This window comes from Paenibacillus sp. NPDC056579, from assembly GCF_042793215.1.
Classification (GTDB): domain Bacteria; phylum Bacillota; class Bacilli; order Paenibacillales; family NBRC-103111; genus Paenibacillus_S.
This window is the reverse complement of record NZ_JBHTVD010000004.1, coordinates 534873-558152: the sequence shown is the minus strand read 5'-3', so window position 1 is coordinate 558152 and position 23280 is coordinate 534873. Positions and strand designations below refer to the sequence as shown.

Below are 23280 nucleotides of genomic sequence, written 5' to 3'. Positions count from 1 at the left end.
TTGAAAATCACTGCTATAGTTGCTAACTTGTCACATACCATAAGCTTCGATTCGTCATTGAAGTGAAAGCCAATAAATCGAAGGTGGTAATTTCAATATGACAACCGTATTATTCATCACGGCACATCCGCATGATCATAACATTTCTCAAAGCATGGCCGTAGGCAGAGAGTTCGTACAGTCTTACCGTTCTTCAAATCCTAATGATGAAGTGATCCATCTTGATCTGTATCAAATGGATATTCCGCAGCTTGACGCTGACGTTTTTAGCGGTTGGTCCAAGCTGGGGGCAGGCAATACTTTCGATACATTGACTGCTGCCGAGAGATCAAAAGTAAGTCGTCTCAATGAGCTGGTAGACCAATTTGTTGCCGCGGATAAATATGTATTTGTAAGTCCGGTATGGAACTATTCCTATCCGCCCGTTATGAAAACATATATTGATGCCATCTGCGTTGCCGGAAAGACATTTCGATATATTCCCGGTCAAGGACGGGTCGGCTTGTTGAATACTAAAAAGGCGGTTCACATTCAAGCAAGCGGAAGCATCTTATCTCCTGGATCAGCTGATGCTGAATTGGAGATGGGACATCGCCATTTGGCTAACATAATGGATTTTCTTGGGGTTCCTAGCTTCGAAGGCATCTTTGTAGAAGGTATGGCCGCGGCTGATGACCAAGCATCCGTAATTGTAGAGAGGGCTCTCCAACGCGCACGTGAGGCTGCTGTAGCGTTCTAAGACTTTGTATTGTCACTAGATTGAAAAAGGCAACGGAATATGCCACTGCCTTTTTTCATTTTTCGTTCTAGAACTAGTGTTCCGTTTCGCTATTGGAGTAAATGTTAATTGAAACAGAGCGACATTACACTGGCTTCGTTTATTTCATCACTGTATCATCCATTTGGCGCACAGCATTCCAACAGGAACGGATTGCTTCAGCAACGCTCTCGCGGGTTAATTCGTAGATACCGTGTAGCTCGGCTTTCAGCAAGTAAACAAATTGCCCATAATGCATCTGAACCATCATTTTCGGATTCAATGAGATAAAGAGCTTCTGCTGAATCGCTTCCTCGTACAATTGGTTCATAGGCCCGCACCAGCCGCCTGTGTAGACTTCTTGCTTCACTTCGTCATAAATGTAAGGTGAGAAGGAATATTGCTCAATAAATTGAAAGCCCTGCGGGTATTGTTTACCCAAGTCGACAACTCGGCTCCAACCCAGTTCGAACTTTTCACGAATCGTCGTACCCTGCAATAAACCTTCACGCACATATTCTCCATTAAACGTGACAACGGCTTTGTACAGCTCGTTAACAATATCTTCTTTGCTTTGAAAGTAGTGATAGATACTTCCTGTCGATACTCCAGATTCCTTGGCGATTAGCGACATGGAGGTAGCCTGCAGTTCCTTCCTAATGATGATGTTCAGTGTCGTTTCGAGGACGGATCGCTGCACCTTGTTGTATCTTTCAAACATTCGACTCCTCCTTCCTCACGTTAAATCGAACGTTCATTCTAATTAGAATACACCAAGTGCCTTGTTAAGTCAATGCAGCCGATTCTCCTCTAACGTCTAAGATATCCATCGTAAATTACAGGATATAATTTTTAGATTCGGGTTACATATAATTTCTAGCTATGGTCTTTAAATACTCTTCAATCGGTACGGAGTTTCTAAGAGCCATTAGCTCGTTGCCTGCCGCGCCGATGACGGTACGGAATTTATCGCTCTCTCCCGTAGCTTGTGCGACAATCGCATCCACAATAACCTGAGGATCATCCAATTGGCCGCTGGTATCTGAAGTGTTCATTAAATTTTGTACTTTCGTCATCAGATCATCATAATCTGTTATATTTTCATCGCGGTTCCAGGTGATATTATTTTTAAAATTGTTGCCTGTAGAACCGCCCTGCTCGATCAATCTAAGCTCGATATTCAATGGCTTCAGTTCATAATAAAGACCTTCCGTCAGCCCTTCCAATGCGAATTTGGACATGTTGTACAGCGATCCGAGCGGCACCGCAGTTGTTACTCCCATGAAGGAGCTGATGTTAATAAACATACCTCCGCCATTGGCTCTGAAATGGGGCAAAAATTTACGAATGACATTGATCGGCCCCCGAGCGTTAACGGCGAACTGCCAATCGATCGCATCCTCTTCCGCTAATTCCAACGGACCGTAAGTACCCATGCCGGCATTATTAACAACGACGTCAATTTTCCCGAATGCGGCTATGGCTTGATCGACTGCGGTTTGAACTTGCTCTATTTTTGTGACGTCAAGCTTGAAAATTTGAATATTGTCATAAGCCGTAAGCTCCGTTTCTTCCTCAGGTCTGCGCATGGTAGCCGCTACATTCCAGCCCATTTCAGCAAACCGGATCGCTGTTAATTTACCCAAACCAGAGCTAGTTCCCGTAATAAAGACAGTTTTATTCATAATATAACCTCCATTTAATAAATTAAACAATCCGCACCGCTTTAGATCGAACGTTCATTCTAATTATGCTGCATGCTATTCTGTTTGTCAATCGGAACAGATAGCACATGACGTTATTCTACTCATCTTTCACTTTACTAAACTCTTCTCTTACACTTTCCATTTGGGTAATATGACGCTTGGCATGCTGACATAAAAAATAAATATATTGGTACACATCAATCTTCCCAAGGCTATTTACAGTCATGGTTGTTTTGTATAAAATGCCTTCGCCATTTGGTATTTCTCTAAGAATGTCTTTGCATTCATTTATCTGCTCTTCCATTATTCTTTTGATTTCTGATATCGTTTTGTCACCTACCGGCTCCATATGTTCAGGTCGAATCCAGACAAATGATTTATGTTTATCAATCTGGTTAAGTTCCCCTAAATTGTATTCATAGGTGAAAATCGCTTGATCTAGATTTTTTGTTAATGCAAGTTCTTTGGCCTTCTTCATACCTTTGCGAATCAAAATTAACAAAAAATGGTTAGTTAATGTTACATGTTCTACTATTTGTTCAACGCTCCAACCAACTTCAGGTTTAAAATGCAGTAATTCTGGTTTTGAATCAAACCATGGATAGTAATCCGTCAAGATTTGGGAAAGCTCTTGATCTATGAACTGTATTGTTCTCTTTACTGTCATTATCTTCCCTCCTATAACTCATAGATTATGGGAAATTATAACAGGACCTAGACTCTGATTACAATATATTATTTTCCCACTATCTTCACTAAAAAGGGAGTGAAGTCGTAGCTCCATCCGCTTCAGATCCGATTCCCAAAACCATTGTGCGCAAGCTGGTTTGTTCACATGATAAGCCAATAACAAAAGCTGTCGAGAACATCTCGACAGCTTGAATCTGCCGATGTATTCGGCAGGCTATAATTTTTATTAAGCTTGCGCTATCCTATCTCATCACGGTTTGGACAATAACGCTTTTGCGTCGCGCAGCAAATAGCTTGCTGCCTTGGAATCAATATGCTTGCCGCTTTGCGCGCTGACTTCATTATAGAAGGATTGCACACTGTCACGCTCCAGCTTCTTTTGCAGACTATTGGCTATTCCCTTATTATCGATCCAATCGTTATCTGCAAAGCGCTTCACCAATTGCATCAGTCCCTCTATACTTGCGAAGGTCTGGAACGTCACGGTCTTGCTTGTTGTATTCCCTGCCAGATCACTTCCATTGACAACCAGCTTATGCGTACCGAGCGGCAGCGTATAGAGTGTGATGCTCTCCCCCGATTGATAAGGAACTCCGTCCAAGGTTACTTGAGTCTTGCTGATATCTACTCCAGACAGATTATCCTTGACAGTTACAACAGGTGTGATAACGCCAGCATCGCTGTAGCTTCCGTCAGCAATTCCGGTCAAGGTGACTTCTGGCGAAGCAGCGTCCAGCTTAAAGCTGATGGTCTTTGCCGCTTCGACGTTCCCAGCCATATCCTTCGAATGGTAGGTCAGTCCGTATTGGCCATCCTGGCTAATCTTAAGAGGCGCAGAATATGCCGACCAAGTCATGCCGCCGTCATAGCTATACTCGGTACCGGATACGCCGGACAAATTATCGTAAGTGCTCAAAGTTACTGTCACTGGGCGTACATGCCATCCATTGGAACCGTCCGGCTGAGCAGGTGTAATCTCGGCTTTAGTTTGGGGTGCGACGGTGTCGGCCGGAGACACGTAATCCATCTCCATCGTGAATTGATTTCTGTCACGAAACAATTGGTTCTTGTCGGTGGAAAACCAGTTCACATCCACCTTGTTGCTGTCCTGATGGAAGGTCAGCAGCATCAACATGCCGTATCCGCCATTTTGCGAATCCATTCCTTGCGCATCCGCCAGCATCTGATTCACCCGGTTGCCATGAATTCCCGTGTCTACCCGATTCACGAGGTCTGGATAGCCGATATGCCCGGACATTACAAGGATGACATTCTCATGTTGGCTTGCCACTTCCTTCCAGACTTCGTCGCCATTTTTGGCATCGCTAATATACTTGGAGGGGTAATCGGAATACTTGTTGGAGAGCTGCTCCCCGTTCCAGTACATGTAAGCGTGCGTCGTAATAATAACATTTTTCTCCGGATGTGCATCGATTTGCTCGTTGACCCATTTCAAAATATTTGCGTTAGGTGCAAATGCGACACTAAAAATCATATACTGCTTGTCGCCCACCGTGACGAAATAGTAGGCATTATCCATATAACCTTCCTTATAGGCGCCGCCGAAATAAGGCAGCTGAGAAAACTTAGCGTAAGGGAAATACTTGTTGTAGTTCACGGCTGCACGATCAACGGACATGGACATATCATGATTCCCCAGCAGAGTTGTGTACGGAACGACGCCATCCAGGATGTTAAAGCCTCTTTGCGCCACCTGCCATTGTGTCTCGCTGCTTGGTACATTCACGATATCTCCCATACTCATAACCGCCTGAATATTGTAAGCGGACTTGTTATCCTTAATCCAATTCATCATCTTATAATATTTCTCTGAGTACGATTCGGTAAGGAATTGCGTATCCGGCAGAACAACCATACTGTAATCGCCTTTGGCAAGTACAGGGGCAATCCAATCTGCGAAGGCGGAAGCATCATTATGATTCAGAGAGTTGTCGGAGTAGACACCGTCAACTGCCTTGTCGAGCTTCCAGCTTCCCAGCAAGCCTGCTGCATTCACAGGTTCGGTCTCCATATGGGACATAATTTCTGCTTCGGTGCGGACATTTGACCATATACGGAGATTAGCTATTTCGCCTTTGAAATATTGGCTGTTTCCGTTGCGATAATCGCCGCCGATCTTAAGCGGCATCGCCGGTTTGTCTGGTACGAAGGCTGCATTAGTTTGAGTCGCTACCAGCTTGCCGTTGATGTAGCTTTTAATCTCATCCTTAGTCTCATCGAACGTCATGGCGACATGGATCCATTTGTCCTGACGCAAATCCACGCCGGTAATAACCGTATCTTGAACCTGACCCTGCTTCTTCCAATAAAGCCTAGGTTCACCTTTTGCGGATACTTCAAAGTTGACATAAGGCAAATCATAATCATAGTAGCCTGCATCCATGTAATTGCCTGCTATAATGCCGCCTCGATTACCTTGTAAATCTTTGGGAAGCTTAATCAGCGCTTCGAAGGATCTCGGGATATCGGACAGCTTGTTCTTCAGCGCATACTGTACGTCGCTGTTTGCAATTTTGACACCAGATGCAGTGAATGAGTGTGAATAGTCAACGCCACTTCCACCGGTTGTTGTTTGAAATCCCTCCGTTGTTATCTTGATAGGATTCGTACTGACTAGATCGCTGAATACCGTAGTTGGTGAAACGCCAGAAGCATCGCTTAGTCTCCAAGCATGAGCTAATCCAGCTTCACTGCCAGTCAATTCAGTCGTTACATATTGGGTGATCTCTTCTGGTGTACGCAGATCGTTCCACAAACGGATTTCGGACACTTTCCCGTTCAACCACATGCTTTTTCTGTAATCCGTACCTACATACATTGGCAAAGGTGACGCCGTGTTTTCCGGAGCAATGGCGGCGTATCCGGTCTTTTCAAACACTTGTGCTCCATTCTTGTAAAAAGTGATCCTCTGATTCGCGACATCGCGAACAACGGATAGCAGCATCCACTCGTTCGTTGTTACATCAACACCCGTAACGTAAAGATTGCTAATCCCTTTTCTTACGCCGTGCGCATCATAATATTCTTCCCAATAGCGAAGCCGATTGTCAGCGGTTAGCTCTAACGACCAGCTGTTCTGCTTACCGTCTTTATAATTTCCGATGATAATCTGACGCGTATTGACGTTGGGCTGCAGCTTGACCCATACTTCCACTGTCGTAGGAATGCTCTCTACCGGCTTGTCCATGATTCCATAGTTGCTTGGTTGGAACTCCAGACTTGCACGCTCGGCAGCGGATACGGGCCCTATTGCGGAGAACATAAAGGAAAAAACCAACATTGCGGCGATACTGAGCTTCATGAAACGTTTAAACTGCAACATGAATACCTCCTAGGTTAAGTTCATATTTCAATTTATGTTCAAGCTCATTGGTGTCACCAAATATCTTGCGTGAATGCAGCTCCGAAAACTGCATAACGTCAGACACTCTACATGAACCAGCCACTAACTGACTCACGCATAGCGTTTACATAAGTGACCTCGTGAGCGGATAGTCGATTTCGGACTTTACCGGCACGCATTGGCATGCGTTCATGTTCATTCTTGAATTCTTGATTTTTCTTCAAGCGTATGTAGTCCAATCATTGGTCCAAGCCCATCAATTAAACTGCTGTGATGCACTTCTCTTAGTTCCTCAAGTCCCCCTATTTCATGTTGGCTTTGACAGTTCCCATTATAGAGCACAAAAATGCAAAACAACAATACATATTGCATTAATTTACGTATTATTAATATTTAATGCTTTTTTATGCCGTTTTATATGCGATAAATCCACAAAAAAACGCAAGCTACGAAGAGCCTGCGTTTATGATGGAAATATTGTGTTTTTTATACATGTCCAATAGGGTATCGTCCATATAAGAATCTGTAACAATAGTATCAATCTGATCTAATCCGCAAATATTCAAGTAAGATACCGTTTCGAACTTGCTCGAATCCGCTACAACGATTTTTCGCCGGGCGCTTTTTAGCATCGCATTGATGACCTCTGCTTCCCCTTGCCGAAAATCCGTCAGTCCCTTCTCAAGCGAAATCGCATTGATACTGATAAAAGCAATATCGATATTGAAATTCATAATCTCTTCCTCAATCGATCTCCCGTATAAAGAGAACTCCTCATGATTCAGATAACCTCCCGGAACAATTACCGTAAACCCCTTCTTTTGGGCCAAAATATCCGCGACACGAAGCGAATTCGTAATGACAGTCAGCTTCTCGAAGCGAGCGGCGAGCCGTTTGGCGACTTCAATGTTCGTTGTGCCGGCATTAAGAGTAACCGCTTGATACTCCTTAACCAGTTCAACCGCATGCATGGCCACTTCCTGTTTTCTCTCATTCTGCGTTATTTTGCGCTTAAAGAAAGCTTGATTAGTAGCCAGCTCCTCCCTCTTGGAAACGGCTCCGCCATGTACGCGTTGCAGCTTGCCCTCTAGCTCCAGCCGTTCAAGATCCCGGCGAACCGTATCGAGCGATACTTGCAACAGTGACTTTAATTCCACTACGGTAACTTGCCCTTTGGACTCCAGTTCCAATATGATTAATCGATGTCTCTCCTGTGCCAGCAAATCGTTCTCCCCCGTACTCATGCAATAAATTGCTACTATTTTAGTATCGTATCAAAAATGCATTGTCCAGTAAATGTCGCAGCTTCGGGAAAAGTTCCTCAAATCCGATCGATTTATGATAAAGTCACAGAGAGCCGTACTTAAAGCACAGCTTGTTCCGCATAATATTGAGCCTGTGCATTCCACAACTCATAATATTTCCCATTGACATTCTGAAGTAATTCCAAATGTGTGCCTATTTGAACGATCTGCCCGGCATGAAAAACTGCGATCTGATCACAAAACCGGCATGAGGACAGTCTATGGGAAACAAACACAGCCATTTTCCAGTTGGCGAGGACATCCTTGTTGTATTAAACCGTGGCAAAAACATACTTACAAATACAAATAAAAGTGCAATGCCTTATGGCATCGCACTTTTTTATTTTCTTATCCTGAAATAATCATTTAACTATCCCGAGTAATGATGTAGGTCAGCAAATGCTTCAAGAAGACAGGACTTCGCGGCAGCTTCCTCAGCTCCTCCATCGCAAGGCAGTAGTGCTCCCACATCTCTTTTTTGGCGCTCTCCCGGCCCAGTACGGTCACGAAAGTCGAAGTGTTGTTTTCAACGTCCTTGCCGGCGGGCTTACCGAGCACTTGCAGATCCCCTTCTGCATCGAGCAGGTCATCCTTGATTTGAAAGGCAATGCCCGCATGATAGGCAAATTTCGTTAAACCGGCTATTTCCGCAGCGTCGGCTTTAGCAAGAATGGCCGGCATGACCAGCGACGCCTCGAAGGCGATTCCGGTTTTGTAATAACTAATGCTGTTCAATTGCTCCAGTGTCAGCACGGTCCCCTTGGATTGCAAATCCATGGCCTGCCCCGCACACATGTCCCCCGCCCTTTGCGACGAATATTTCATCAGGGCCATCACGACTTCGGCATCAAACCCAACGAGGGAAGACTGCTCTTCGATCGCCTTCTGGATCAGAAACAGGCCGGTTAACTCCGCGGTGGCGCTATCGTGCACCTCGTGCAGCGTTGGACGCCCTCTGCGGACGGGCGCATTGTCTTGCGACGGCAAATCGTCGAAAATCAGGGAGGCTGTATGCATATATTCCAGCGATCTCAACAGAGGAGCGATTGCAGCCGGCTGCAGCCCGTATTCGTCGACTCCCATAACCCAGGCCAGTATGGGCCGCAGTCGCTTGCCGCCCCCCTCGAGGCTGTAATTCGCGGAGTCGATCAACGCGTCCTTCATCGGCGGACTCCCGTCTTGCTTCGGAATGAGCAGCATACTGTTGATTTGCTGGCGGACCGATTTGACCGTATCCAGAAACTGCTGCTTTTCATTACGGTCGTTTTTCAAAACTGTAACCATCCGGTCACGGAGCAGCTTGTCGAAGAAATCTACATCATCCGCTTTTTTGACCATTTGTTGGACCATTCGATTGAATTCCGGCATCCCGGAGGTGAACGCGGCTATGATTTCGTTATATTGTTCCGCGCCTACACGCTGACGGCATCGTTTTAAACCGTTGACGGCTCGGTCGAGAATCACTTCCCGGGTTTTGGCATCGTCGTCATACACATGATGGATCAGATGCGAGATGACCGCCCAATACAGCTCAAAGGGGTTGATCAAATCCGGACGCTGTCCGCCGTAGGTCAAGTAATACGTATAGGGTGTCACCGCCCCGTTCTTCATATCTTCAAACATATCGGCAAAATCGTCGGCAAGCTGATTATAGATACCGTAATAAAAGGTTCGCTGATCGATATCGTCGTCCGCAGGGGCATGAATGACAGAGCGGACAATCAGCCGGGAATAAGCGGATTTCAAGATAATCGGCACATACAGCTCTTCGTTCGTGTAATTCGGATTTGCGAGTACCTTTGCGCGGTCAGTATCTTGGGCATGAAAAAATATATACGATTGTTCGAAAAAAAGCCGCTGCGTTTCAGGAAGCTGATTCCTCTTGATATATACGTAAGCGTCACGAAGCTCGGCATGAACAAAACGGATCAGTTCCTTGTTGGGTCCGGTCGTTTTCCCGTGATCCGGTACAGTTCCTGTAAGAAGAGCGGTCCGGATCATGCGGCCATATTGTTCTTTCTCTCGAACGGATAAAACTGGGGAATCGAGCAGATCGTCAATAAAAGGATAAGTCAAGCCGTACGAATACCCGAGCCTTATTGCTTCATCCAGTCTGCGTTTACGCTCCGCAGGGGGAGTATGGTCGCCCATCTCTTCGATTACGTGCAGAACAACCCCCGTAATGATTTTGATAAGCTTGCGAACCGAGTGCTCAGCGTTCATTTCCTTCGGAATGTGTGCAGCAACGGTACGGAGCTTGTCGATTACCCAGATGATCGCAGCTTCTATCCCTTCCTTCTGTGCCCAGCGGTACAGTCCGGCCAAGCTCATAAACTCCGGAGCTGTCCCCTCTTTTGCCGACGTAGATCGGATCAAGTGCTTCTTGACATCGGCGACAACCTGGTGAATCCGGGTTTGGGCTGCGGGGTCATTCAGCGACTTCCCCAGATCCCGCATGTAAATATAAGAGACGCTCCGATCTAGGAAACGATCCAGTTTGCCAGTATGGTTCAACCATCTTATATAGTTGTGATAGTCCCGGGAATCCGGTTTTCGAATCGTTGTTGTAAAAAAGGACAGCAGAGAATGGCTGCCTATATGGCTTTGCTTCCATAATTGAAAGTCTTTGGTCAAAGCAGACACGTACGATTGTTCCTTAACCTGCTCGTAAAGCGAAGCAAAATAGTGAGCCGCCTTGCGCTCGGCCAGCCGATAACACAAATCCGCTTGAAGCGTAATCTCCTCATACATAGGACGGTCCCTCGACTTCTATTTTTGTTTAACAAGAATCCATGAAAGGGATTATGTTTACATTGGTATACGTGAAAGTCGTAGTGCTGGTTACGGAATCAGACTGATGTTGGGCCGGATTCGTTTGTCATGTTTTATATACATATACGAAATATATGATTTTGCGATAAATATATATTATTCATATGAATTGATATTGTATATGCTTTACTTGAAGGAAGCTAAATCACATTACGGAGGGTGATGATTATATGGAGCAAATTCGCGAAAATATTAGAGCACTCCAATCACTTGCAGGTCCTTTACCAGCTTTTCTTATCGACGATGCACAAGATGATCCGCATGAGCTTTTTCTGGAATGGTTTCAAACGGCTATTGATAATGGCGTGCATGAACCCCACTCCATGACTCTCTCCACAATAGATCCAGACGGCACTCCTGACGCGCGTGTGCTTATATTGAAAGACGTCGACGACAAGGGCTGGTATTTCGCATCGAGCTCAGAAAGTAATAAGGGCAAGCAAATGGAGACTAATCCGTCGGTCGCATTAACCTTTTATTGGTCATTAATCGGAAGGCAGGTTAGAATTCGTGGCCAAGCGGTTCCTATGGGGCAAGAGCTCAGCGCCAAAGATTTTTTGAACCGGGGCATCATAGCCCGGGCGATCGCTTTGATCGGCAAACAGAGCGCTGTTCTAGACGACCGATACAGGTTCGACGAAGCTTTAAAGGAACAAATGAATCTCCTTCGAGACAACCCGGATATAGTGTCCCCTTCCTGGACCTTATATCGAGTTGACGCTAGTGTTGTCGAGTTTTGGCAGGGTAACAAAGATCGCAAGCATGTTAGGCTAAGATATCGGCGGAATGGAAATAGATGGAACAAGGAATTGCTGTGGACATAAAAAGAAAAAAGCTGTCCCGCAGGTTAAAACCGCGGAACAGCCTCTTCAACATTTTTTAATTAATAAATTTCAGATACTGGAGCATACGCTTCAGCGTAGTTGCCGCTTGTGCGCGAGTAGCTTTGTCTTGCGGCGCAAACTCTTTGTCGGTCATTCCTTGAATCAAGCCGGCACTAAGAGCTTGTGCTGCCGCATCCTTCGACCATTCGCCGATGCTTGCGCGGTCTGCGAAGGAGTCTAGTACGGCTCTATCCAGCTTGACTTCTTTGCCGCCTACTTTCAGTGCTCTCACCAGCATCGTAACCATTTGCTCGCGAGTAATGTTGTCGTTAGGTCTGAAGGTACCGTCTTCATAACCTGTAATCAAGCCCGCTTTGTAAGCTGTGCCTACATCTGCTGCAAACCAGTCGCTCGATTGTACATCGCGGAATCCATTCGTTTTGACTTCAGTCAACCCAAGCGAGCGAACCAGCAGGGCTGCGAATTCAGCGCGTGTAATGTCGGCGTCCGGAGCAAACAGCTGATCAGTTGTGCCGTTTACAATGAGTTTATTTGCCAGCAGCTCTACATCCGCTTTGGCCCATTGCTCTTTCATATCGGTAAATGATTTATCCGATTGAAGGACGGTGTAGATGCTGTTATGCGGCGAACGAATCGTAATGTCAGAGGAACCGTTATTCGTCGTGAGAACGGCAGGTACGAAATGCATACGGTTGTTCGAATCGAACCAGACTGCCGTTACTTTATTCGGATCTGCCGCAGCTCCTAAGCTAAAGGTACGATTGACGTAAACACCGCCGAAATCAGATAGTTCTTTCCCGTTTACGGTGATTGTAAACTCGATTGGATTAGCAATCACTTGTTTTGCGTTCATGCTTTTCACCACGGCACTGATTTCGTCTCCCGTTTTACCAGAAACCTTAGCAATGGTGACGGTGACGGTAGCATCCTTAGGAATATTGGAGAACAGACGCACAGGAAGCTCGTAAGTCACACCGTTGACTTGAATTTGAATCACCGCATTGCTTTGCTTGCCTATTGCATTCAGAATGGCATTGCCCGGCAGCTCCACGCTCACTGCAGCTTCGCTATTCTTTACATCAATTGTAACAAGCGAATTGGACAAAGCTTTTTCCAGTTTATCCGCATCTACGGACACTTTCGTAACGGATTTGCCGTCTGCCGTTGTTTCTTTGGTAACTTTGGCGTCTTTGGCAAGATCGATAACACCTGCATTGCTGCCAGAATCCGTAGGAGTCGTAGTCGTGCCGGTGCCTGTAGATGATCCGCCGCCACCGCCGCTGCCAGGACGTGGCCGCGAGCTTTCTATAGCCGTCGTAAATGTAACCGTCGGACCATAGACACTGCGGTTTCCATCCGAATCTACTGCCTGGATTGCAAAAGTATATCTAGTGTATGGCGTCAAGCCCGTCAAATCATAGCTTTGAACATTACCGAGCGAAGCGATTTCCGTATAGGTAGCCCCTGTCACGCTGTATACCTTGTAGCCGCTTATTCCTCTGCTTGCTTCCGCTGCAGTCCATTTCAAAGTAGCAGTTCTTGGCATTACATTGGAAACAGTAAGACTAGAGCTAGCTGGCCATATCACATGGGTTACAGTAACGTTCGCCAACGCTTTATACGTGCTGCTCGTCACTGTACCCTCCACGGTAAAGCTGCCTGCCGTCGCATATTTCGACGGATCGATGCTATCCCACGCTACACCTAACTGACGGGTTGTGTTGTTGCTGTACACCGCCGTAACTACCGTTGGAAGCACGGGAGCTGTTCCCGCTTGGGTCGTCACGTTGACCGGAGTGATGCTTACGATCGAGCTCGGAGCATCAACCGGAACTAGCTGAATAAAGGAGAACGTAGCGGTTTGACCACTGCTTGCCGCATTTTTACCCGTAACCGTGAACTTGAACTCATGGCTGTCGTCAGCTTTAATTGTAACCGTTCCAAGCTCCTGAATCGGATAGCTTTGCGTTGGCGCATACTCGTCTACCGGATTACCCAGGTTCTCCCCGTCGACGGACAACTGCAGTGTTGCACGGTTATTGTTTGTTTTATAACCAAACAAAACCTTGTATGTGCCTGCAGGGATATCCTTCAATGTAAAGGCCACGTAATCGTTAATTGCCGTGGTACCGTTTAACTGTACATAGCCTTTAACGCTGGAAGGCCAGTCTGCCCCGGTTCCTGCACCATTGGCACTGCTTAATGCAACGGACGATGTATTCTTATAAGCGCCCGAATTGAATAGATCTTGAAACGAATAGGTTACCGGCTCACCTGAAGGTGAAACGAAAAATACCGTATACGTTGTTTTAAGATTCACATCGCTATTGCTCACTACTACAATAGTAACCGGATCTGTCTTAGCATTTTCCGGATACGTTATGGTAACCGTATTGCCTTCAGCTGCATCCGCAGTAATTGTTGGTAAGATTGCAGCAGACGGATCCAGGTAATATTTGTAGCTCGTCTCATCCGGAGAGAACCCAGGGATATCCTTACCATCTACCTTCAAGCTTGTCAATTTCGGTTTGTTATCCGGCTTGACTTCCGGATCTACCAGCAGAGCCGGTGCCGAGATCATAAACTTGCGGGAGTAGGTGTCAGTTCCCTTGGATCTTACAGCGATTTTGGACACATCTGTAATACTATCTGACAAAGTATAGCTTGTTGCGCCCGCAGGCAGGTCAGCAAGTATCGTTGTATCATCATAGACTGTAAAGCCTTCACTTGCAGGGTTCGCATCCCACTTCAGCACTTTGGCTGAGCCCGCATTATCCAGTATAAGATGCTGTGGAGGCGTTGGAGCATTAAACACTTGTACCTGTGTCAAGCGCGGAGGCCCTGTCAGATCCGTTCCTGCATTGCCGCCGGATGCGTTCTCCACTGTCACTTTGATATATCTGGAATGATACGTCTTGCCTAGGTCGATTCGATATGAGCTATCATCCGTATCCGTCCCGCCATTATTGCCAGTAGCGAACGTGTACCCTTGTGCCGTCTTGCGATCTACTTGCTTGAAGGTCATGGCATCAAATTCAGCAGCAGTTGTGCGGTTCGAGGTATCATCAGATACGTAAACCGTCGCGCCTTTTAACCGGGTCGATTTGGCGAACAACCGGAGCTGGCTGAAATCCATGGCTTGGCCAAGATCGATAACGAAGCTGCCTTTTCTTTCTCCATCCGTACCGAGCCATGAATAATTCCCAATTTGATCCAGGCTGGTTACATTGGTCACATTCCATTTGGTCGGATCCTGCAGGACACCGTTAGTGAGTTTATTGGCGTTGCCGAACTCGTTAGCCGCAGCAGATTGCGTCTGCAACGGGTTGCCGGTTACAGGGCCCACATTGTAAGCTTTTTTGTTCAACGCAAGGTTGACGGAAGAAATTCCTGACGCAACTTTGCTAATCGTAATATCCGCAACTTGTAGCTGAACGTCGAAGGCAGAGTTGTTGCCGCCATTGGAGCTGCGGTAAATCCCCCACTTCGGACGCAAATACTGGTCAAACGTTGCCGGATACTCCGTCTCGAAGCTGCCGCCTCTTTGAGGCCTTCTCCACAAATCCTTCACGCCATCGGTTGCGCCTGAATTCGTAAACACTTGGTACACATCCGGGCTGTCAAAAGTATACACTTTGCCGGTTACCGTATCTGTAATCTTAATCTTAAGCCATCCGCTGTCCGAAATCAGAGCGTCAAGCTCCACCTTGATCCAGTGGCTGCCGATTTCTTTTAACGGAATTCTCATCAGGTTTTTATCCCCGTCGTACCGGTTATGATTCACTATTAAATCTCTGCTGCTAGTTCCGGTTACCGACATTGCAAGGATATAAGCGCCGTTCTCATCGCTTGAGTTGCCGTTCGGCAATGTGTTGGTCGCTTGCGCATTCGTGGCCTTCAGCTGGAAAATATGGCGGAAGCCCGACTGGTTCCATTGATTGCCGTCCGGAATGTTCCACAGCCAGCTGTAGGAAACAAGGTCACCCTCATAAGCTGTAAAATCATGAGTTGAATCTTCGCTTGGACGGATTTCAACCCTCTGTCTGTCGTTGATAGCTGCACCGTCAACAACATAGCCTACACTCGGATCAAATACGCCTTTGTGAGCATACTCGCCGTCACGGACCTTATCTGCAAACTCGTTGTTTACGCCGCGACCGTATTCAAAAATGCGGAACACATTTTTCTTCAGCGCTTCGTCCCACACACTCTTGATATGATCGTCTGCCGCAGTAGCTCTAGGCTGGTCACCATAGAATGCATGGTAAGCGTCCCTGATTCTCTTGGTCACGCCTTCTACCGGTTCGTCGGTTCCCATTGCGCCTCCCAATACGTTGTAAGGAGACACGCCTTCGATCGCATTCATCTTGATTGTTTTGGCATTATCACCGTAACCGCGCGCCGTTACATCCAACGCAAATACGGATGGGGTGCCGTTGTTAAAATGAAGCTTAAATTCATTGGTGCCAAGAGGAAGCTTGGCAAGATAGGCAGCTGTGAATGTCACTGTATTCCCAGAAAGCGTATAGTCTGTATCCTTAACGAGCGCAGCACCGCCCTTGGTGATACTATCCAGCGTCTGTCCATTTGCAAAATTTATTGTTGTAGAGACTGGCGCAGTCTGATCCCATGTACTGTAGGTCCCCTTCTCGGGCACTAGAGACGTTACATTAGCAACAGCGTCTTTGCCGTAAATAGCCAAGGCGGAAAGCCCCATCATGGAATCGGAATCCGTAGTCTTGCTGCGGGAGCCGGCCAAGATCGTATTCACCATAACGTACCGGGCTGTAAACGGATAGAGGAACGTCTTCGTATCATAGCCCCAGCGCTGTCCGTTATACGTTACATAAGACCACAAGCCTTCCGTCTCCGTACCGCCGGCAAGAGTCCAGCCATTGGCCTTCCAATCGTAATTGTTCGCAGTATCCGAAGCCGTCGGCGCACTCGCCCAAGATGCAGGATCATTGGAGTAGTACACCTCGAATCGGGTCGCATTGCTTTGGAGGTTCGGAATCGTGTTAGGAATCTCAAGATACAATTTATCAACCGTTTTGGGAGCACCCAGGTCAAGCGTCAAAGCCAAAGAGGATGGCGAATAATCGCTCTTATAGACGTTGGAGCTTGAATTACGCCAGAAGCCGCTGCCGCCCGATTTCAAAGCATCGGCACCGGGATGATCCGGAGTCTCCGAGCTTACTTTGAGATTCACCCCCGCTTGCGGCGTAAACCGTGCATTGTCCAAGAGGTTGACCGAGCTTGTTGCTGCCGGCTCCGCTACCGTCACGATGCAGGTTTGGGTTATGTCTCCAAAGCTTGCTGTTATCACGGCTGTACCTGTACCGACAGCGGTAACCAGACCGTTCGAATCAACCGTAGCCACATCTGATTTGTTAGAAGTCCATGTTATCGTCTGGTTCGGCGTATCCGCAGGCGATATGACAGCTTGAAGCGTCTCCGTATTGCCCGGTTCAAGGCTTAAGCTGCTCTTGTTAAGAGTTAACGTAACAGAAGGCGTTTCTACGGATGGTTCGCCGAAAGCTCTGAACTTATTGCTTTTTATACCGCCGGCACCTGCTTTTAATTCAACGTCGGATACAAGCAGTAAATATCGAGCTGCAACCGGTACATCCAACGTCTTGTCAATCTTTCCGTTACTGTTCGGAGAAGGCTTATCCGTTTGCCCAACACCAGGGACTGGAGACCAAGAAGCTCCATGTTCCGTTTCTAGCGGTTTTTTCGTCGCACCGGAAGATGCAGAGAGGGAAGTGCCTTCCTTGAGCTCTCCATATGCGTTAGCATCATTGGTATAGTACACTTGATAATTTTTCAATAAGTTGCTGTTGCTGCCCCATTCAATTTGAATTTTGTCAACGTCAACTTTCTGCTTCAGATCTATGGCTGCCCAGTATTGGAACAAATCTGCAACGGTAGATCCCAGCGAGCTATGAGCCTGCCATGGCTCGGTAGTATTATCGTTAATAAAGTTGCCTTTGCTGCCGCCGCTTTGAGCGACAACCTTGATGTCTGCACCTTGCGCCCAGTTTTTATAGCCGTTCGTAAGATTCACTTCAATAAACGGCTGAATGTTCTTGGAATTCGTAATGCCTGTACCGTTAAAAGTACCATAAATCTTACTTGTCCCCGTACCGTTAGGGTCATAGCCATCGGATTTCCACGTTACGTCTACCTTCTCAATCTTTCCTGTGCTCAAAGTAACGTCGAGCTGCGAAGGAAGTCCCAGGTTAGGAAATGCTGTTCCGTTCGTGGTGGTGATGGCCGCCGGTCTTGCCCACGCTACAATATCTTTGGCTTGAGTCTTGGGATCCCAGCCATCAGGGAACACGTAACTGCTGTTGTCTCTCTTTACCAAATGCACGTCTGCAAGATACATGGTTGCAGATTGGAATTCATCTGCGTAAGCCGTATCTCCAGTTCCATTGTACATTCCGCGGTACAGTCCCCACTTGGAACGGTTCTGCTGACCAGCCACCATAGGCTGATCGCCTCTTTCCACTCTGCCGGTATCCGGATTCCTCTCTTCCGGGCGCCGCAAAGTTTCTGCTGTCATGCCGCCTGCAAACAGCACCTCATTGGATTCCAGATCAACAAGCTTGCCGTACACGTAGCCTTTATCTGCCGATAAAATAGTTACTTCAAAATCAAGCCAGCGGTCGGCAACCTTCTCGAAGGGGATCGTGAACAATGGCTTAATTCTGTCAGCTTGCGTGCCGTCCGGATTATTTCTGAATTCCAGCTGTCCTTTACCTCCGCTAGAAACAAGCGTAAGGGTTGTTATCGGCTGTCCGGCTTCGTCTCCGTTAATCGCTTTCAATTGAAAGATGTGCCAAAACCTGCGCGGAATAATAAAATCTCCCGCTTTATAATTGGTCACATCGTTCTGGAACTTTAAGGTTTCCGATGGAAGCATAAGTCTCCAATGGTGGGTCATTATGTCTCCGCCTACACTATTGGCATCGATATTGGAGGCTGCCGTGTTGCTTTTGATCTCGAGTCTCTGACGGTCACTGTCCACTGCCCCGCGGTCTCCGTCATCCCGGCTCTTCCCATCTGGAGTAACAAAAGGTAAAAACTCGTGAAACCGTAAAATATCGGAGTTCAGCTTCTCGGTTCCCGGAATATTTTCAATCCCATATTTCGTAAGCGCATTCACATTATCTTTGTCAATCGTCTGCAAATACATGTTGTCACCCAGCCAAGAGTCCGGGACAGAGGAAGCAGCAGGATAATCACCCGTACGATCATAGAAGGAATCCTGCCAATTCTTACCACTATAAGAAGAAGCGGCGCCAGGACCTTCGATTGAGCCAGTAGTGCTGCCATTTCCGATCTTAGAAGCACCTAACACATCCCAAGAAGCTTCCCCTCCTTGAATATTGAGTGGCAAATACTTGTCGTTGGGTCCCATTGGGCCTGCGATGTCTGGAATGCTGCCGGCTACCGAGACCTTAATGGTGTATTCTTTGCTGTTGCTGCTGTTATTTTTATCGGTAACCACCAAATAATAAGTCGTTGGTCCACTTGCTGAAAACTTATCCAGCTTGGCATCACCTATGTTAGTTCCGCTGGTTGCGAACGTAATAGATGTTGTACGATCACTTGTGTAAAGCGCTGCAGTTGCATCAGGATTCGTTGTAACATTCAGCATTTGGTATAAGGAACCATATGGCAATGAGATATCGATGGTTCCATCGCTCAGATTGACGGCAGCATTCACAGGCTTGTTCACTTTTACATCCAACAGGCCTAAGACATCATCCGCAGCATGCACCTTCGATGGTGAGATAAAAGATACGTTGAATAGAGAGAATACTAGGGCAAATATCAGTATTAAGGTTAATACACGATTCAGAGCGTGCTGCCTAAGCATCTTTAAAAGCCTCCTTTATAAGTCTGTAAAAAGATTGAATGAACCCCGTAAAAAATACAAATCCATAGTAAGGATTCACGATCGGATACGGCAGTTAAGGGAAAGGAGAATAAGAGTCGAGATTGTCATTTCTTTACAGAGACTTCAAGATAGCAGCAATTCGAGAGGTCTAGTGCATGTACAGCACATAGTTTAAGCGGAGAACAAACCTATCAATCCGAGTTACACCTGGATGCCTGGTAAAAGCAAATGAAGTATTCGTGGCGATACCGCCAGCGGGTTAACTCTACTAATCTCCCTGTCTGCTTCAAGCCCAAAAAAAGTGACAGGGTCGGGCTCTAGCATCATTGCGGTCTTGTCTTCCATTCTATCTCATATCCTCAACCCCCCCTGAATAACAAAATGATCTTGCTCCATCTTTTTTATTCTACTATTACAGTTTCTAAAGAAGATATGGATAAATCCCATTTGTATATGGAATATTGAAGGCACTTTTGTAGCGCTTTCATTTATCTGTGGATGAAAGCCCTATGCAGGCAGGACTCTAGAAAGGGTAACATTACCCCGCTTCTCGCACATTCCGCCTCATAGGAATTAAGGTTTACTTCAGTCCGGTAGGAACAAAGCTTCTGCCGTCTCAGACAAGTCAGGTCGTAAAGCGGGGACAAGGACTCCTCCAATTGCTTAGACACTTCCTTCAGCTAGCCAGAGAGAAGCACCAGCCTGTCGCTCACTTCCAGTTGTCCGATAACAGTGGAGGAAACCTCCATTGACGCGGCAAAAGTTTCTTCCGATACCGTGCTGACGAGGCTTACTGTTTCTGAAAGCTGCGACTGTGACTGGTCCAGCTTCCCGATCGAATCGGTGACTGACTCGAGACGTTCGGCGAACCGCTCCATATGACTTTAGACCGTCCCGAAGATGCGGCTTGATTCCTTCACCGATTCGAATTGCATCTGAAACAGCGGGTACACGTCAGCCGCCGTTTGCACCGCGGCATCGATCTCCTCTTGGACGGACTCCGTCATTTGAGACACGTTCTCGATCGCGCGGCGGCTCTGATTCGCCAATTGCTTGATTTCCTCCGATACGACCATGAACGCTTTGCCGACGACCAGGCGCCAATCGTTCTTTGCAAGCAAAGGCGCTTATTTTTTTTATTAAATTTAGTGGTCATCCGCTGTAGAGCAAAACGGCAAAAAGCCCCCTATCGGAAGGCAATGGACACGGCTCAATACATATTTTCCATAAATTTGTATCACACTAGACCCGACCATGATAAAAGACGAGGGATATAATGTCAGTATTTGTTTATAGTCTGATCGCTTGGATAGTCATATCGGTATTCGCCATCCTTCCTAAGAAATTGCCACTAACGGAAAACTTGTGTGTATACTTCTGCTGCGCCATCTTGATGACGTCCACTTTCACCACTCTCACTATGAATTTACAACTTTTGGTTAACAGTAACAGGCTTGATTTTTATTTCTGCCGAGAAATCGGAAGATATATCATCTATCCGGTCTTGCTGCTTGTGTTTACGAACATTTTTTTTACAGTTAAATTGGCGGTCATGCGGTGGGGAGCCGCAATCTTAACCTTCGCAGCCTTATGCTCCGTCCATTTTTTGTTTAGATTTATTGGAGATCTTACTTTTATTCGATGGAATCCTTTGTTTAGCATGGTTATTTTCCTATTTTTCATGTGTGCTGCCTGGCTGTTCGAGAAAGCTTTCGCCTTTCGTTATCTAAAGGAGGAGGGGTAAGGGAATGATCATATATTACGACAATAAATGGAACACAAATGAATGGTTCGTGATCGGGTTGTTACTTATCGGGTTAACGCTTCTTGTAGCGCTGCCCAAACGATTTCCATTAAACTGGTCCACTGTATACACCCTATACGGGGTGTTTACCGGATTGTGCCTGGACCATACGCTAAGTGTAAATCCAGTGGATTTCTATGATGTGAATGATAACTCTAGCTATGAATTCATGGACTTTTTGACCTATGTCATGTACGGGCCATTTACCTATTTATTTGCCTACCTTCATGATACCTTGAAAGTAAAACCACCCATTGATCCCCTGTTTGTGTTTGGTTGGAGCCTTTTGTCCGTGGTTGTGGAGTGGGTTGCCGTACAAGCGGGTGTTTTCCATTACAAGAATGGCTACACGATATTTTATTCGTTTCCGATCTATCTCCTAATGAGCAGCTTGTATCTTCTTTTCCTTGCTAAAATGAACGGGTTTCAACGTAAGCTTTGCAAATAGCTTTCCATGTATCCTGCAATATAAGCCGCCTGCAACCGTCGAACCTCCTCCGTAAAATGAACATGATCACAATATCCGCTTTCTCCGAAGGAACGTGTGAACGTGTACAAATCCAAAATAGGAATTCCGTGACTGGTCATGACTTCATCTGCAGCAGAGTTGTACGCTAGTACATCCCGGTGAAAACGGTGAAACGACGTACTCCTGCTGTTATGTATGGCTTCCACAGCATCCGTCGTCCGGATCCAGAGGAACGATCGGGCGATATCCCGGACTGTAGCGACGATCTTTTCAAGATTATCCCGGTATTCGCTTAACGGTACTTGCTTCTCCCCCGTTACGGGATCCGTCTTCATATCGTGCAATCCGCAATTGATCAGAAGCAGATCGTAGGTCATTCCCTTACTTCGTTCCGTATTCAAATATTCCAGAACCATCCTGCTATCCCCGCCGTTAGCTCCTACAGGTTGATCCAAATCGGCCAATGCCTGCTCCTCTCCCCGCTTGCGGTCATAATGAAGCTTGCTTTCGACCATCTTTTTTAAATAGGGTCCATATTGGATCGAAATACTATCACCGACGATAAAAATACTTCTCATATTGGCTTCCTCCCTACATTATGAATATCTAAATAGAAAGCAGATTAGACAAGGAAGTGCATGCATATCCTGCCGATTCCTGTTAGTATAATATTATATGTTTGGTAATAAAGGGAATATAGCTTAAAGTAACCAGTAAAGGAGCAATGAGCTATGGGTGAAGCGATTTCTTCAAACGTAATGGCTTATCTCAACCGAATTAACTACACAGGAACGATAGACTTAAGCCCAGAAACACTTGCTAGATTACAAGAGCAGCATATAAAGTCGGTTCCTTATGAGAACTTGGATATATGGTGCGGTGTGCCTTTATCATTAGAAATAACGGATTTGTATAATAAAATTGTCATTAACCGCCGCGGTGGGTATTGTTTCGAACTCAATGCACTGTTTGGATGGCTGCTGCGGCAGCTTGGCTTTAAAGTAACGGATCTATTTGCCCGATTTTGGCGGGATGAAACGGTACTTCCCCCCAAACGTAGACACCACGTCTTACTTGTGGATATTTCCGGGAAACGCTTCTTATGCGATGTCGGGGTTGGTGGAGTAGTTCCGCTCAGGCCAATTCAAGTGATAGAACAGGTCGCACAGCAGCAAAACGATGAGGCTTACCAGCTTAAGCGCGATGAAAACTATGGATGGATGCTAAACGAGCAGAAGGATGATTCGTGGCGTCTGATCTATTCGTTCACTGAAGAACCGCAGCTTTTAATTGATTATTACGCAGCCTCGTATTGGTGTGAATCTGCCCCCCATTCTCCATTCAAAGAATCTGCTATAGCAGCTATTCGAACCGAGGATGGCCGTCATACGCTAAAGGGAATTGAGTTTCGCACTTTCACTGCCGAAGGTGTCTCCACGTACATACCGCAAACAGAGGATGAGTTTATCCATGCGTTAAAAACCTATTTTGGTATAAGTCTCAGCAATTTACCTGCTTCGATCAAATTTGATGCTACGAAACCTTTCTAATAAGCCATTTGAGCCCCACCACCCGGTGGGGTTATCTTTATTCTATTAAT

Annotated in this window: 13 protein-coding genes; 4 read left to right on the top strand and 9 right to left on the bottom strand. The window is 46.3% G+C overall.

Annotated features, from left to right (window positions below):
* Positions 1-97 precede the first annotated feature (97 nt).
* A complete protein-coding gene (locus ACFQ88_RS19285; RefSeq protein ID WP_379455518.1) occupies positions 98-739 on the top strand; it encodes an NAD(P)H-dependent oxidoreductase in 642 nt (213 codons plus the stop codon).
* A gap of 139 nt (positions 740-878) precedes the next feature.
* Here the strand turns inward: ACFQ88_RS19285 and ACFQ88_RS19280 are convergent, their stop codons facing one another.
* The 6 genes from ACFQ88_RS19280 to ACFQ88_RS19255 all read right to left on the bottom strand — a co-directional run bounded on the left by ACFQ88_RS19280 (position 879) and on the right by ACFQ88_RS19255 (position 10572).
* Positions 879-1478: a TetR/AcrR family transcriptional regulator gene (locus ACFQ88_RS19280; protein WP_379455516.1), complete on the bottom strand. Its 600-nt coding sequence runs from the start codon at positions 1476-1478 to the stop codon at positions 879-881.
* A gap of 142 nt (positions 1479-1620) precedes the next feature.
* A complete protein-coding gene (locus ACFQ88_RS19275) occupies positions 1621-2442 on the bottom strand; it encodes an SDR family oxidoreductase (protein WP_379455514.1) in 822 nt (273 codons plus the stop codon).
* A 118-nt stretch (positions 2443-2560) separates the two neighbouring features.
* Complete coding sequence (locus ACFQ88_RS19270) at positions 2561-3130, bottom strand: DinB family protein (RefSeq protein WP_379455512.1); 570 nt, start codon at positions 3128-3130, stop codon at positions 2561-2563.
* Positions 3131-3403: 273 nt separating this feature from the next.
* Positions 3404-6496, bottom strand: a complete 3093-nt coding sequence (locus ACFQ88_RS19265; RefSeq protein ID WP_379455510.1) for a LamG-like jellyroll fold domain-containing protein — start codon at positions 6494-6496, stop codon at positions 3404-3406.
* A 467-nt stretch (positions 6497-6963) separates the two neighbouring features.
* The gene (locus ACFQ88_RS19260) at positions 6964-7761 is read right to left on the bottom strand and encodes a DeoR/GlpR family DNA-binding transcription regulator (RefSeq protein WP_379455508.1); all 798 of its coding nucleotides are present in this window, start codon (positions 7759-7761) and stop codon (positions 6964-6966) included.
* Positions 7762-8187: 426 nt separating this feature from the next.
* A complete protein-coding gene (locus ACFQ88_RS19255; RefSeq protein ID WP_379455506.1) occupies positions 8188-10572 on the bottom strand; it encodes a polyprenyl synthetase family protein in 2385 nt (794 codons plus the stop codon).
* Positions 10573-10823: 251 nt separating this feature from the next.
* Between ACFQ88_RS19255 and ACFQ88_RS19250 the strand changes: the two genes are divergently transcribed.
* Positions 10824-11477 carry a pyridoxine/pyridoxamine 5'-phosphate oxidase gene (locus tag ACFQ88_RS19250; protein ID WP_379455503.1) on the top strand — a complete coding sequence of 218 codons (654 nt, stop codon included), beginning with the start codon at positions 10824-10826 and terminating at the stop codon, positions 11475-11477.
* 55 nt (positions 11478-11532) lie between these two features.
* Here the strand turns inward: ACFQ88_RS19250 and ACFQ88_RS19245 are convergent, their stop codons facing one another.
* Positions 11533-19386, bottom strand: coding sequence for an S-layer homology domain-containing protein (locus ACFQ88_RS19245; RefSeq protein ID WP_379455501.1), 7854 nt, complete (start codon positions 19384-19386; stop codon positions 11533-11535).
* Positions 19387-20291: 905 nt separating this feature from the next.
* Entirely contained in the window at positions 20292-20528 is a 237-nt protein-coding gene (locus ACFQ88_RS19240; protein ID WP_379455499.1) for a hypothetical protein, read from the bottom strand.
* A gap of 627 nt (positions 20529-21155) precedes the next feature.
* Between ACFQ88_RS19240 and ACFQ88_RS19235 the strand changes: the two genes are divergently transcribed.
* Positions 21156-21659 (top strand): hypothetical protein, encoded by a 504-nt coding sequence (locus ACFQ88_RS19235; protein ID WP_379455497.1) that lies wholly within the window; start codon positions 21156-21158, stop codon positions 21657-21659.
* Here the strand turns inward: ACFQ88_RS19235 and ACFQ88_RS19230 are convergent.
* The gene (locus tag ACFQ88_RS19230) at positions 21638-22258 is read right to left on the bottom strand and encodes a GDSL-type esterase/lipase family protein (RefSeq protein ID WP_379455495.1); all 621 of its coding nucleotides are present in this window, start codon (positions 22256-22258) and stop codon (positions 21638-21640) included. The two genes, ACFQ88_RS19235 and ACFQ88_RS19230, sit on opposite strands and share 22 nt — an antisense overlap.
* Positions 22259-22411: 153 nt before the next feature.
* On the opposite strand from ACFQ88_RS19230, the gene ACFQ88_RS19225 reads away from it, so the two are divergent.
* A complete protein-coding gene (locus ACFQ88_RS19225; protein WP_379455493.1) occupies positions 22412-23230 on the top strand; it encodes an arylamine N-acetyltransferase family protein in 819 nt (272 codons plus the stop codon).
* Positions 23231-23280: the final 50 nt, after the last annotated feature.

What these genes read in the sequence shown, in the direction of transcription:
- ACFQ88_RS19275 (WP_379455514.1), bottom strand. Translation starts at nt 2,442, where the DNA reads ATGAATAAAACTGTCTTTATTACGGGAACTAGCTCTGGTTTGGGTAAA.
- ACFQ88_RS19225 (WP_379455493.1), top strand. Translation starts at nt 22,412, where the DNA reads ATGGGTGAAGCGATTTCTTCAAACGTAATGGCTTATCTCAACCGAATT.
- ACFQ88_RS19255 (WP_379455506.1), bottom strand. Translation starts at nt 10,572, where the DNA reads ATGTATGAGGAGATTACGCTTCAAGCGGATTTGTGTTATCGGCTGGCC.
- ACFQ88_RS19265 (WP_379455510.1), bottom strand. Translation starts at nt 6,496, where the DNA reads ATGTTGCAGTTTAAACGTTTCATGAAGCTCAGTATCGCCGCAATGTTG.
- ACFQ88_RS19230 (WP_379455495.1), bottom strand. Translation starts at nt 22,258, where the DNA reads ATGAGAAGTATTTTTATCGTCGGTGATAGTATTTCGATCCAATATGGA.
- ACFQ88_RS19250 (WP_379455503.1), top strand. Translation starts at nt 10,824, where the DNA reads ATGGAGCAAATTCGCGAAAATATTAGAGCACTCCAATCACTTGCAGGT.
- ACFQ88_RS19285 (WP_379455518.1), top strand. Translation starts at nt 98, where the DNA reads ATGACAACCGTATTATTCATCACGGCACATCCGCATGATCATAACATT.
- ACFQ88_RS19280 (WP_379455516.1), bottom strand. Translation starts at nt 1,478, where the DNA reads ATGTTTGAAAGATACAACAAGGTGCAGCGATCCGTCCTCGAAACGACA.
- ACFQ88_RS19270 (WP_379455512.1), bottom strand. Translation starts at nt 3,130, where the DNA reads ATGACAGTAAAGAGAACAATACAGTTCATAGATCAAGAGCTTTCCCAA.
- ACFQ88_RS19245 (WP_379455501.1), bottom strand. Translation starts at nt 19,386, where the DNA reads ATGCTTAGGCAGCACGCTCTGAATCGTGTATTAACCTTAATACTGATA.
- ACFQ88_RS19260 (WP_379455508.1), bottom strand. Translation starts at nt 7,761, where the DNA reads ATGAGTACGGGGGAGAACGATTTGCTGGCACAGGAGAGACATCGATTA.
- ACFQ88_RS19235 (WP_379455497.1), top strand. Translation starts at nt 21,156, where the DNA reads ATGATCATATATTACGACAATAAATGGAACACAAATGAATGGTTCGTG.